11 protein-coding genes are annotated in these 13,008 nt (G+C 35.8%); 7 read left to right on the top strand and 4 right to left on the bottom strand.

The features are described 5' to 3' along the window. Window positions 1-96 precede the first annotated feature (96 nt). Together ACN1CN_RS10500 and ACN1CN_RS10495 are read right to left on the bottom strand one after the other, a co-directional pair. A complete protein-coding gene (locus ACN1CN_RS10500) occupies window positions 97-1,422 on the bottom strand; it encodes a sensor histidine kinase (protein WP_419135612.1) in 1,326 nt (441 codons plus the stop codon). Between the two features lie 67 nt (window positions 1,423-1,489). After that, window positions 1,490-2,836 carry a sigma-54-dependent transcriptional regulator gene (locus tag ACN1CN_RS10495; protein ID WP_291284878.1) on the bottom strand — a complete coding sequence of 449 codons (1,347 nt, stop codon included), beginning with the start codon at window positions 2,834-2,836 and terminating at the stop codon, window positions 1,490-1,492. A gap of 159 nt (window positions 2,837-2,995) precedes the next feature. Here ACN1CN_RS10495 and ACN1CN_RS10490 point away from each other — a divergent pair, with 159 nt between their 5' ends. The 3 genes from ACN1CN_RS10490 (at window position 2,996) to ACN1CN_RS10480 (ending at window position 7,660) form a co-directional block, all read left to right on the top strand. Beyond that, on the top strand, window positions 2,996-4,243 hold the full coding sequence (locus tag ACN1CN_RS10490) for an efflux RND transporter periplasmic adaptor subunit (RefSeq protein ID WP_419135610.1): 1,248 nt from the start codon (window positions 2,996-2,998) through the stop codon (window positions 4,241-4,243). A 132-nt stretch (window positions 4,244-4,375) separates the two neighbouring features. Further along, complete coding sequence (locus tag ACN1CN_RS10485) at window positions 4,376-5,083, top strand: ABC transporter ATP-binding protein (protein WP_264526052.1); 708 nt, start codon at window positions 4,376-4,378, stop codon at window positions 5,081-5,083. A 147-nt stretch (window positions 5,084-5,230) separates the two neighbouring features. Continuing rightward, a complete protein-coding gene (locus ACN1CN_RS10480; protein ID WP_419135609.1) occupies window positions 5,231-7,660 on the top strand; it encodes an ABC transporter permease in 2,430 nt (809 codons plus the stop codon). 60 nt (window positions 7,661-7,720) lie between these two features. Here the strand turns inward: ACN1CN_RS10480 and ACN1CN_RS10475 are convergent, their stop codons facing one another. Beyond that, window positions 7,721-9,340, bottom strand: a complete 1,620-nt coding sequence (locus ACN1CN_RS10475; RefSeq protein ID WP_419135608.1) for a L,D-transpeptidase family protein — start codon at window positions 9,338-9,340, stop codon at window positions 7,721-7,723. 418 nt (window positions 9,341-9,758) lie between these two features. Between ACN1CN_RS10475 and ACN1CN_RS10470 the strand changes: the two genes are divergently transcribed. The 4 genes from ACN1CN_RS10470 to ACN1CN_RS10455 all read left to right on the top strand — a co-directional run bounded on the left by ACN1CN_RS10470 (window position 9,759) and on the right by ACN1CN_RS10455 (window position 12,294). Beyond that, a complete protein-coding gene (locus ACN1CN_RS10470) occupies window positions 9,759-10,889 on the top strand; it encodes an Mrp/NBP35 family ATP-binding protein (protein WP_264526049.1) in 1,131 nt (376 codons plus the stop codon). Window positions 10,890-10,978: 89 nt separating this feature from the next. Further along, window positions 10,979-11,218 carry a NifU family protein gene (locus ACN1CN_RS10465; protein WP_026982674.1) on the top strand — a complete coding sequence of 80 codons (240 nt, stop codon included), beginning with the start codon at window positions 10,979-10,981 and terminating at the stop codon, window positions 11,216-11,218. Between the two features lie 216 nt (window positions 11,219-11,434). Then, entirely contained in the window at window positions 11,435-11,917 is a 483-nt protein-coding gene (locus tag ACN1CN_RS10460) for a hypothetical protein (protein WP_264526048.1), read from the top strand. A 59-nt stretch (window positions 11,918-11,976) separates the two neighbouring features. After that, window positions 11,977-12,294, top strand: coding sequence for a 2Fe-2S iron-sulfur cluster-binding protein (locus ACN1CN_RS10455; protein WP_026982672.1), 318 nt, complete (start codon window positions 11,977-11,979; stop codon window positions 12,292-12,294). Between the two features lie 90 nt (window positions 12,295-12,384). Here the strand turns inward: ACN1CN_RS10455 and ACN1CN_RS10450 are convergent, their stop codons facing one another. Continuing rightward, window positions 12,385-12,888: an SMI1/KNR4 family protein gene (locus tag ACN1CN_RS10450; protein WP_419135606.1), complete on the bottom strand. Its 504-nt coding sequence runs from the start codon at window positions 12,886-12,888 to the stop codon at window positions 12,385-12,387. Window positions 12,889-13,008 lie beyond the last annotated feature (120 nt).

Genomic DNA, 13,008 nt, shown 5'->3' with positions numbered 1-13,008 from the left:
CACCCGTCTTCCTTCTGCATCTTAAAGCCCAAAGAGGACAATCATAATTTGATTGTGTGAACCGTATATTTCTTATTATTTACTCTTTGATCTTAACTAAATCAGACAAATCACAAAGCTGGTTCGGTCTTCATCGGTTTGATAACTCAGATAGCCTCCATGCGCTTCGATGATATTTTTGGAAAGCGTTAGTCCAATTCCGGCACCATCTTTTCTGGTGGTAAAAAACGGCAGAAAAACTTTATCCCTGATCGCTGTATCAATTCCTTTTCCGTTATCCGAAATGGTAATAAAAAAACGATTGTTTTCGGTATGGGCCGACAAAAACATTTTCTTCTCCTTCTTTTCTTTCAGGGCATAAATACTATTTGTGATTAAATTGATAATCACCTGTTCCATCTGACTTTTGTCAATTAAAATCGATCTGGGGCTATTGATATCGTTTATCAGTTCGACATTTTCCGCTTTTAAAATAGGACTCATCACCCGAAGACAATCTTCAAAAAGAGCATTTATAGGTGTCATTTTTTTGGTCGGAGTTGGCAGCATCGCCAGTTTTCGGTAGTTTTCGACAAAAGCCTGCAAGTGATCGCTCCGATTGATAATGGTCGAAATACTGCTTTTGATGTCCTCAAAATCATCCTCTTCCAGTGCTTCCTGATCTACGATTTGGAGTAAATTCTGCGAAAGCGCACGAATTGGTGTTAAGGAGTTCATTAACTCGTGCGAAATAATTTTCATCAGATTAATCCAGGCTTCTTTCTCCTTTTTCTCAATGACCCGCTGAATACTGTCCAGCAAAATAATGAAATACTCTTTGTCGTACGTTTTTGTATGCGAGGTTTGAAGCATAAAAGTCTGCAAATCCTGATCTTCAATTTTGATCGAAATAGCCGATTTCAATTCGGTAAAGCCCATTTTTTCAATTTCCTCACAAAGAGATGGCAGGTAATTTTTAAGGTATTTCCAATGGCTTACTTTTGGCACCTTAAATAAGTTGGAAAAGCAATCGTTCATTAAAAAAAGATTCCAATCCTCCCCTTCTTTCTCGAGAATTAAAGTAGCGGTATCAATGTTGTTTAAAATAGACTGATAGATGCGTTCTTTTGAAGTCTGTTCCTGTCGCTGAAACCTTAGCTTATCATACAACAAAAACAAATTCCTGAAATTGTCTGTTTTGTGTTCTTCGGGGAAATTACTCGAAAAATCATTCTGTAAGATCGAAAGAAGCATTTTATCGTAAAACAAAGACTGATTTTTAACAAAAAAGTACATTTCGGCCAATAATAGTAAAACCACAAAACCAACCAGAAGCGCATTGTAATAAAACATTTTGTAAATGAGAAAGACACAAAAGAAAAAGGGGATCATGACGAGCAGCACCCTTGCAAACAAAGCGTTATAAAATTTCCAGTTCTTCATTATTTTATTTTTTAGTACCGCAGCTTAAAATACATTCCTTAAAGTCTGCCTCAAATCACTTTTGAGTTTAGGTGTTTTTTAGGTCGTATTTCTCAATTCTTCGGTACAAAGCTGCTCTTGACAACCCAAGTTCTTCGGCTGTTTTACTGATGTTTCCGTTGTTTTTAAACAATGTTTTTTCGATAGCGGTTCTTTCCATTTCAGACAATGGGTTTTCATCATTTTCATGAATTTCCTCGAAATCCAAAATGTCCAGATTGGTCACCGAAATGGTATGATTATCGGCTAAAATTAAAGCACGTTCAATTTTATTCTCGAGCTCTCTAATGTTTCCTTTCCAAGGATATTTTTCTAAATATGGGCCCACATTATCCTCAAAACGCCAATTCTCCTGATTGTATTTTTCGGCAATCTTATCCAAAATAAAATTAGCCATCGGAACGATATCGTCTTTTCGTTCTCGTAAAGAAGGCAAATAAATCTCCATCGTGTTGATGCGATACAGCAAATCTTCTCTAAAAGTTTTATTTTTCACCTCTGCTTTTATGTCGGCATTTGTAGCCGCAATAATCCTTACATTTAGTGGTCTTGCTTTGCTTTCTCCCAGACGGGTTACGGTTTTAGTCTGTAAAACGTGCAGCAATTTAGATTGCAGATGCAACGGAATATTCCCTATTTCATCGAGAAAAATGGTCCCTCCTGAAGCCGTTTCAAATCTTCCGGCCGTATCGGTTTTTGCATCTGTAAAAGCACCTTTAGCATAACCAAAAAGTTCGCTTTCGAACAAATTATCACTTAGCGACCCCAGATCGACATGTACAAAAGGCTGTTCTTTGCGTTCTGAATTCAGATGGATATATTCTGCAAAAACATATTTTCCGGTTCCGTTTTCACCCAATATCAAGACGTTGGCATCCGTTTTAGCCACTCTTTCGGCAATCGAATAGGCTTGTTTAATTTTTAAAGAAGTTCCTGTAAAATAACTTTTACTCGTTTTTTCTACGATTTCTTTTTTGCTGTTTTTTCGGCTCTCCGTTACCGCCTTATCAATGATCTCAAGTAATTTTTCATTGTTCCAGGGTTTCAAAACATAATCGAAAGCCCCAATTTTGATCCCTTCAACTGCGGTATCAATTTTACCAAAAGCAGTCATTAAGATTACAATCGTCTGCGGCGAAAGTGTTTTTATTTCCTTCAGCCAATGAATCCCTTCACGTCCGTCTTCAAAACCAATCCGGTAATTCATGTCTAACAAAACCACATTTATTTCATTTTCGCTTAAAATCGAAATGATTTTTTTGGGACTGTTTGTCGTAAAAATGGTTTCAAAATGTTTTTTGAGGATCATTTTTGCCGAAAAAAGAATTTCTTCCTGATCGTCAACGATTAATATTTGGGCTTGTTTTTTTCGCATGCTGTCTTTTTTTGTCCGATTCTGAACGGTCAACTGTTCATTTTCGAACACTTCTTTTTTGGATGGTTTTTAAAGCTTCTTTAAAATCAATACTTTACAGATAATAATTTTTATGGCACAGTATTTACCTATTGGTAATCAGTAAATTATTTAAAGAAAATGGACAAGTTAATTCCTCGTAAAAATAGAAAATTTAGATATCTCACAATAGCAATTGGAGTTTTTTTAGTTTTGGCAACAATCGTATTTTTCTCGTTTAATACCAAAAGAAGTCTGAATGTAAAAGCAGATGAGCTGAGCATTCAGAAAGTCGAAAAAGCCTTCTTTGAAGATTTCGTTGTTTTTCAGGCTAAAGTAGTACCTCTTAATGTAATGCTTGTGAATGTTACCGAGGGCGGATCTGTAAAAGAAATTTTTGTCGAAAATGGCGCTATGGTAACCAAAGGCCAGTCGTTAGCCCGTTTGTTCAATCCAAACACCGAATTGAACTACCTGACTCAGGAAACGGCAATTATCGAGCAAATCAACAATCTAAATACAGGGAAACTAAACATTAGAAATCAGGAGCTAAACCTAAACAAAGACCTGGTTTTAATCGAACACGATTATAATGATGCCAAAAGGCTGTACGATATGAATGCGAAGTTGTTTGAAAAGGATGTGATTTCAAGAAATGACTGGAATAACTTTAAAGAAAGCTTACGTTTTCAAGACGAACGCAAGAGAACCATTCAACAAAGTATTCAAAAAGAAAAACAAACCAATCAGGTTCAGATTTCTCAAATCAACCGTTCGATTCAGACCATGGAGAAGAGTCTGGACATTTTAAGAAACAATAAAAAGAACTTTTTAATCACAGCACCTGAAACGGGCAGGCTGACTTCTTTTCAACCTGTTTTGGGAAAAACTTTTCAGGCGGGCGAAAGTATCGGAAGAATCGATTCTAAGCAGGGGTATAAATTAACCGCCGATGTAGATGAATTCTATCTCGAAAAAGTACGCGAAGGCTTAAAAGGTCAGGTCGAGTTTCAAGGAAAAAATCTGGAAGTTTTGGTTACAAAAGTGATTCCGGAAGTAAAAAGCGGGCATTTTACCGTTGAGCTGGCTTTTGTCTCCAAAGAAAACATCACTTTGCAGGACGGACTTAGTTTTGGTGTGAAACTAATTCTGTCCGGAAAAAACAAAACACTTGTTGTTCCAAAAGGAAGTTTCAATCAGGAAACAGCTGGAAAATGGATCTTTGTCGTAAAAGGAAACAAAGCCGAAAGAAGAAACATAAAAATAGGCCGTGAAAACCCATCGTACTATGAAGTGCTGGAAGGTTTAAAAGAAGGAGAATCGGTCATTACATCATCTTATACCGATTATAAAGATATTGAAGAATTGTCGATTAATCGCGCTCAGTAGGAGTTTTTAGTCGCAGTTTTCAGTCGCAGTCGCAGTTTACAGTTCACAATTAACATTTTACATTTTACAATACATAAAGTTTCAATCATCAATCAAAAAATAGAATTAACAACAACTAAATTTTTAAAACTTATGATAACCATACAAAACCTAACCAAAGTTTTTAGAACAGAAGAAGTAGAAACAGCAGCTTTAAGCGGCATTTCTTTAGAGATAAAAAAAGGAGATTTTTTAACCATAATGGGACCTTCGGGTTGTGGAAAATCGACTTTACTGAATATCATTGGGCTTTTGGACAGTGCATCAGGCGGGAGCTACAAATTATTAGATCAGGAAATGATTGGTTTAAAAGAGAAAGGAAGAGCAAATGTCCGCAAAGAAAACATTGGTTTTATTTTCCAGAATTTCAACCTGATCGATGAGCTTTCGGTTTATGACAATATCGAATTGCCTTTGATTTACAACAATGTAAAAGCTTCAGAGCGAAAACAAAAGATTGAAGCTATTGCCGAGAAACTAAATATCTCACACCGTCTTAAACATTTCCCGCAACAACTTTCGGGAGGACAACAACAAAGGGTTGCCGTTGCAAGAGCGCTGGTAAACGATCCTAAGATTATCCTGGCCGATGAGCCAACCGGAAACTTAGATAGTAAAAATGGTAATGAGGTGATGGAACTTTTAACCGATTTACATGCTAAAGGAGCTACCATTTTAATGGTTACCCACTCTGATTATGATGCTTCATTTTCGCAAAAAACGATTCATATGAAAGACGGTGTAATATTTTCTGAAAAATTCAATCAGCGTAATGTTGATGTTTTTATGGACGCTAAATAAAAATAAAATGATCAAATTTATTGTAACCGCAATCATAATCCTGATGGGATTTGTTTGCAAAATACTATCAACTCTATAAAGCCTGACCAATAGCAAAACCTGTAAGACTATTTTAAGAGCTACCATAACAACTATAAAAAATACAATATGATTTTTAACTGGTTTAAAATATTTATATATCATTTGAAGCAAAACAAATTGTTTTCGTTTTTAAATGTCCTGGGATTAAGCATTGGAATCTCGGGAGTAATTTTCGCCATTTTATACTGGAATAACGAAAATGCCTATGATCAATGGAATCCTGAAAAAGATAACGTCTATCAGGTTTTGAATAAAATTGGAGCAACAGGAGATACCTGGGCTTCCAGCAGTATTCCTTTCGGAAGAACCTGTAAAGCAACAATTCCCGAAATAGAATCGATCTGTTTTTTTAATTCCTGGTACAACAACGATATGATTAAATATCAGGGGCAAAAATTCTTTCACAAAAAAATTGCTGTTTCCGACAATGGCTTTTTTGATATGTTTCCGCTACCTATCGTAAAAGGAGCCAAAACCAATATCCTGAAAGAGAAAAACAGTGTGGCATTATCAGAAGAAACCGCAAAATTACTTTTTAAGAACGAAGACCCAATTGGCAAATCAATTACCTATAATTACAAAGATTACACGGTAAAATCGGTTTATAAAATCATAGCGCCTTCAGCTTTTGAACCCAATTACGTTTTTAGCGGAGTTGCCCGTGATGGCGACGAGCAAAGTTGGGGTAACTTTAATTATGGCTTAATGATTAAAGTTAAAAAAGGAACTGATATTGCAACTGTTTTAAAGAAAATACAAAATGTAGATTACGTTAACCGAACTTTGAAAGATGCAAAAGCCAACGGACAGACTCCAGAGCAATATGTAAAAGAAAATGGGCAGACAACTGTAATATTAGATAAATTAAGCGATACGCGTTTGCACGGTACAAAATCGTCACAGGGAGCAAATCTTCCGGAAGGAAAAGGAAATCTGCAATTGCTTTATATCATGGTCGGTCTCTCTATTTTGATTCTGGCGCTTTCTTTGGTGAACTATATCAATTTAGCGACAGCTTCAGCAATAAAACGCGCTAAGGAAGTGGGTGTTCGTAAGATTGTGGGAGCCACTAAAAAGCAGATCGTCCTTCAGTTTATTTTCGAAACCGCGATCATAGTAGTTTTAGCCATTATTTTTGCTCTGGCAATTGTAGAGCTTTCTCTGCCGCACTACAATACTTTTTTGAAAAAATCCCTGACTATGAATGGCAGTGAATTTTACCTACAACTTCTTTTTATATTTGGATTAGTAATCGTTCTTGCAGGTGTTTTTCCTGCCGTTTACATCTCAAATTTCGAAACGCTTAAGGTTTTAAAAGGAAACTTCTCCAGAAGTAAAAGCGGTATCTGGATTCGAAATTCGATGCTTATTTTCCAGTTTGGTATTGCAGCTTTTTTTATTATTGGTGCCTTAATCGTGAATTCACAGGTAAGTTATATGATGAACAAAGATCTTGGTTTTAGTGGAGATCAGGTCATCAAAATTCCTTTTAATTATCAGGAATACGACAAGAAATTCCTTAAATATCAAACCACCAAACAAGAACTTTTAAAAATGCCGGGGGTTACCGATGTATCCACCTTTGCCGGTTCTTTTGGAAATAGCACCAACTCCAGTTCAGGATTTACACACAATAGTATTTTTGTACAATCCCGAAATGTCGAAATGGATTTTGGTTTTCTGGATATGATGAAAATCAAAATCGTTCAGGGACGTGATTTGTCTCCAAAATTTGCTTCGGATACCATTGATAACTGGCTGGTCAACGAAACTCTTGTTAAAACATTAGGAATTAAAAATCCTATTAATACAGTTATAACATCGGGTTGGGGAAATGAAAAAGGAAACCTGAAATTTAAAATTGTTGGGGTTGTAAAGGATTTTCACATCACAGGATTACAGGATAAGGTTCCTCCAATGGTTTTCATCAATCTTAAAACTTTAAAGTGGAATAATTATGATAATATTTATGTAAAAGTTTCTCCTAATAATTTAGATCAAACCCTATCAAAACTAGACAAATTCTGGGCGAAAAACATCAATCAGGATTATCCTTTTGAATATGAATTTGTCAATAAAGGCTTTGCCCGAACCTATCAGGAACAGGTGAAACAGAAAAACCTCTTTTTCATTTTAAATCTTGTGGTCATCATCATCGCCATTTTCGGATTGTTTGCTTTGGCTTCTTTCTCGATGGAACGAAGATTGAAAGAAATCGCCATTCGAAAAACATTAGGAGCAGAAACAGATGCTTTACTAAAAGAACTATCCAGACAATATGTTGGCTTTTGTTTACTGGGATTTGTAATTGGCATCATTCCGGCATATATTTTGCTACAGAAATGGCTGGAAAACTTTGCTTTCCGAATTGGAGTGTCAGTAATTCCATTTAGTATCGCTTTGGCCTCTCTGCTGGCTTTAACACTTATGATTGTGTTAGCCAAAGCCTATCAGGTAACCAAGATCGATATCTTAAAATATTTAAAATACGAATAAACTTGTAGACCATTTTTTTAAGAAACCCGCCCAATCATCACGATCGGGCGGGTTTCTTTTTTATTTTGAAACAACAGAATCTGAATACAGTAACTTATCTAATTGTTTATCCCTGTCGTAAACATCCGGATAAAAACCAATTTCTCCGTCATCAGTTACCCAGGCTGTAAAATACCCAATGTAAATTGGGATTTTGGTTTTCAGCATACAGGTGGTTTCTTTTTCACCGCTCATGGCCTTATCTATTTTATCGACAGGCCAGTCCGGATTATCCTTTAAAATAGCGAGCGCCAGATTTTTTGCTTCTTTAACATTGATGCAGCCATGACTGAAAATACGTTTTTCAAAATCAAATAAGCTTTTTGCCGGAGTATCATGCAGGTAAATGTCATTTGGATTTGGAAACATGAATTTAACCAGTCCGAGTGAGTTTTTAGGACCCGGTTTTTGTCTTACGTTCCCTCCGTTCCATTCCATATTATGATCTGCCAGATAATTTTTATCTTCCGCCATTTTTAATTTCAGCTCATTTTTAATGATACTCTGCGGCACATACCAGTACGGACTAAATACAATTCGATCCATATTACCACTAAAGATCACCGTTTCGGTCATTCGGGTTCCCACAAAAACATCTGAAACGAGTTCGTATTTACCATTTTTCACATAAATCAGCCTAAAAGACGGGATGTTAACCATTACATACTCATTAGCCTTTGCTAATGCGGTTGGAATCCATCGGCAGCGCTCCATATTTAACATGATGGTTTTAATACGATTCCCAATTGGTTCATTCATTTGGTTAATGTGATCGCGGGTGATCGCATAATTCAATTTAAGCCCGTATCTTTTTTTATACTTTAAAACTCCGGCCATCATCTCTTCATCATATACCGCTCTTTTAGAATCTTGTGCCAAATCGCCCACCACAAACAAACGCTGTCTGATTTGTTTGACCGCAACACCACTATCAAAAGGCTTTAGGTCTTTATAATTTATGCTGTCGATATCAATTTTTGTCCATTGATTGTTTTTTTCAATGTTTCGGTATCTTTTCAACACGGCTCTAAGTTTGTAGTATTGCCCAAATAAAAGAGTCTCGTCTTTGTTTAAACGGTCGGGATCTACCATAAGCGAGTCTAGTATTTTAGAATACGAAATGCTTTTGGCCGGAAGGAACCATCCTATTTTTTTTAGTGTCGCGGGATCAACTCCTGAATAAACATTGCTTGCATAAAACACATACATATTAGACAGCAAAAGCTCGGTGTCGATTTGAGGAAGATCATTCGTTACGTTCTCGTTAAAAACATCATCTACCAAATTCATATAAGGCATCGTAGCCTTAATTCCCTGCTCGTTGAGCAATCGCACCTTATGATACAGCAGCGCACCAAACTCGCTCACACTCTTGTCATCGTACCAGATCGTCTTAAATTCCTTTTTCTTATACAGATCCAAAACGTCATTCTGGTATTTTTTCAGGTTGGGATATTTTTTATAAAACTGGCCGATTGCTTCTGCATCAACAATAGCTTTAAAGAAATACCTGTTGGATGCAAAAACATTCTCAAGCTCCCTGACTTTATGCTTTACATGGCTTTCTTTAGCAGAAGGTTCAAAAGAAAACAGCAAAAAACTAACGGTAATGATTACAGATAAAGAAGTAAAATTTCGCATATTTTTCAGATTTAAATTTTAGAAAATAAACTTTATTCAAAAAATACCGAAAACCTATAATTTACCCAAAGGCAAGTTTTCAGATACTTTTTAGAATATTTAAAAATCGCAAATTTAGGGCACTCAAATATAGCTAAGATTATTGACATTTTAACGATCTTATTCTTAATTTTTCATCTGTTTGCAGGTACTGTTTTTTGCTTTTTTTTGCCTGTAAATACAATATGACTCGTCCTTTTTTTCGTTCCGAAATCAAAAACAGTTCCCAAGAATCATTTTGAGCAATCTCAATATCAATAAATACAATTTAAAAAGGGTTTGAATCCGAACATAATCTGTTATCTTTGCAGTCTGAAATCAGTTTAAATAAATACAATACTTTAAATCGGTTTCAATCAATCGAAAATAGTCCATTAAAATGAAATTAGACAGAAAAGAAATTCTTAAAGCTCTAGAAACAATTACTATAGCGGGAGAAGGAAAAAATATGGTTGAAAGCGGCGCTGTTGCCAACGTCATTACTTTTGGTGATGAAGTTGTTGTTGATTTGGTGTTGCATACACCGGCAATGCATATCAAAAAAAGAGCCGAAGATGATATCAAAAAAACAATTCATGAATTGGTATCTCCTGAAGCAAAAATCAAAGTAAATATCAAAGTAGAAACTCCGGAGAAAAACGAAATTAAAGGTCGTGCTATCCCTGGAATCAAAAATATTATTGCGGTTGCTTCCGGTAAGGGAGGAGTTGGGAAATCAACTGTTACTGCAAATCTTGCTGTAACACTTGCCAAAATGGGCTTTTCGGTTGGGGTTCTTGATGCAGATATCTACGGACCATCAATGCCAATCATGTTTGATGTTGAAAACGAAAAACCGGTTTCGATTACTGTTGACGGAAAATCAAAAATGAAGCCTATTGAGAGTTATGAAATCAAAATACTTTCTATTGGTTTCTTTACAGCTCCAAGTCAGGCTGTGATCTGGAGAGGTCCGATGGCTGCAAAAGCGTTGAACCAAATGATTTTTGATGCCGATTGGGGAGAATTAGATTTTATGCTAATCGATTTGCCTCCGGGAACCGGAGACATCCACCTTTCGATCATGCAATCGTTACCAATTACAGGAGCTGTGGTAGTAAGTACGCCTCAGGCAGTGGCTTTGGCTGATGCTAAAAAAGGAGTGGCAATGTTCATGCAGGACAACATTAATGTACCTGTTTTGGGAATCATCGAGAACATGGCTTATTTTACACCGGCAGAATTACCTGACAATAAATATTATATCTTTGGACAAGAAGGAGCAAAAAATCTTGCCGAAGACTTAAATGTTCCTTTTTTAGGAGAAGTTCCAATTGTACAATCTATTCGTGAAGCTGGTGACTATGGTCGTCCGGCTGCTTTGCAAACTGCTTCGGCAATCGAAACTGTTTTTGAAGAAATCACCCGAAATGTTGTACAGGAAACTGTAAACAGAAACGATAGCTTACCTGCAACTGAAGCCATAAAAATTACAACTATGGCAGGCTGTTCAGCAGTAAAAAAGAATTAATATAATGAGATAATGAGAAAATTAGATAATTAGATAATTGTTTACACTATCTAATTATCTAATTGACAAATTTTCTAATTGATAAAATTATGACAACAGAAGAATTAACAAGCAACGTATTATTGGCTCTTGACGAGATCAGACCTTTTTTAAATTCTGACGGAGGAGACATTACGCTTATTTCGATAGACGATGACAAACATGTTAAAGTTCGTCTTGAAGGAGCATGTATTAGCTGCAGTGTAAATCAGATGACCCTAAAAGCGGGAGTTGAGACAACTATAAAAAAATATGCACCGCAAATAGAAACTGTGGTGAATATAATGTAATAAAAACGCGATTTTTCTCAGCAGATCGATTTTACCGATTTAACAAGAATAATAGCGCTTTGCATGGTTTGATTTGCAATTTCACAAAAAAACAGCATTATTTAAACGAGTTATTACATAATTAGCAAAAAATAATACAAATATTTAAGAGTTTTAGTTAAGGTATTGTGACATATTTATTTAAATTTGTCACATAACCCTTAAATCTTAAATTTTATGAAGAAGTATTACGCTCTTTTTTTATTATTATTTTGTGTTTCTGTAAACTATGCGCAACAAACCACTCAGACGCTAGTTGTTGATAAAGCCTGGCTAAATGAATCTGAAGAATGGTCGGATTTTAAATACGCCGGTCAGATCGTATTTTCGACTAACGCGAATGATGAAGAAGGAAGTCTTAGAATAGGAAACTATGATTTTCTGTTCGACATTTGTGGCGGAAAAGCAAAATTCTCCAACAAAGCGACTTATAGTGTTGCACAATTCTCACACCCGAGAAAAATATCTGTTACAACAGACAAACAAGGCGTGATGAATTCAACCTACGAAGGTACTTTAGTTTTTCAATCTGATAAAGACTACTATTCCGTAATTGCTATAGTTACCATACTGGAGAAAAACGGAAATACACTTGGTGTAAAAATGCACCTTAAAGAAGGCAGCAAAAAAGAATACGCATTTAGTATCAAAAACAGTTAATATAATTAAGGATTTTTTCACGTTATAAAATCCGAATCAGTAAAATTCCACTAATTAAAATGGATGTATTAATAAAGATTAAAGATCGAGAAGGAGTTATACACGAGTTACAAGCTCCAACTGATATGGCAATGAACATAATGGAGTTGTGCAAAGCATATGAGCTTCCTGTTGAAGGAACCTGTGGCGGAATGGCCATGTGTGCTTCCTGCCAATGTTATGTTTTAAATGATGTTGCGTTACCAGAAATGGGGGATGAAGAAGAAGCCATGCTGTCGGAAGCATTTTATGTTAAATCAAATAGCCGCTTAGGTTGTCAGATTCCAATTACTACTGAATTAGAAGGTCTGGAATTAGAACTAGCCCCGGAATATTAAAGCACAAAAAAAGCGAGAACTAAAATTCTCGCTTTTTTTATGGCTGTTGCGTTAATAAACCCGACAGGTTTAGAAAATCAGGTTTACTTTTTATTCTTTGATACTATTCGGATTAAAAGGCTCAAATTCTCTTTCAGAAAATGCTTCTGTAAGGATTCCTGACGAACACAGCCAGGTTATGGTCTCTTCAAGCGTATTCCCTGCTTTATAGATCATTTCGCTATGCCTTGGCAGAATAAAGTATTCGCTTTTTAAAAGAATAATCTCGTCACCATCGTAGGTATCTCCAATTCTAACAGAACCCAGCACTTCCTCTTTAGTAAGCACCTCTTTTCCTTCGTCCCAGAACCAATACTCAGTGATGCGGCTTTTCCATCCTTCCAACGTTAGTACAATCGTTTCAGGAAGATAAATCCTTACGTAAGTTCCACCAAGTATTCCACTCCCAAATTCTGAAACGTATGCTTTGTAATCTTCATCGAAAGTAATATTTAAGGTTTTCTCACAAGCCAGAATCTCTTCTTCATCGGCCACGAACAAATCGGTTTTATTGGTCTTGTAATTGGGTATGATTTTATAATTATCGAAGTTCATATCATTGCTATTTATAGTAGCTAATTTATGGTTTTTAATTGAAATTTAAGCATCAAAAAAACCGCAACTGCACTGCTGCAATTACGGTTTTCTCTTTATAACAATTTTATTTAATCTCTG

Source organism: Flavobacterium sp. T12S277 (assembly GCF_048514875.1).
In the GTDB taxonomy this organism is placed as follows: domain Bacteria; phylum Bacteroidota; class Bacteroidia; order Flavobacteriales; family Flavobacteriaceae; genus Flavobacterium.
This window is presented reverse-complemented; position numbering and strand designations above follow the sequence as displayed.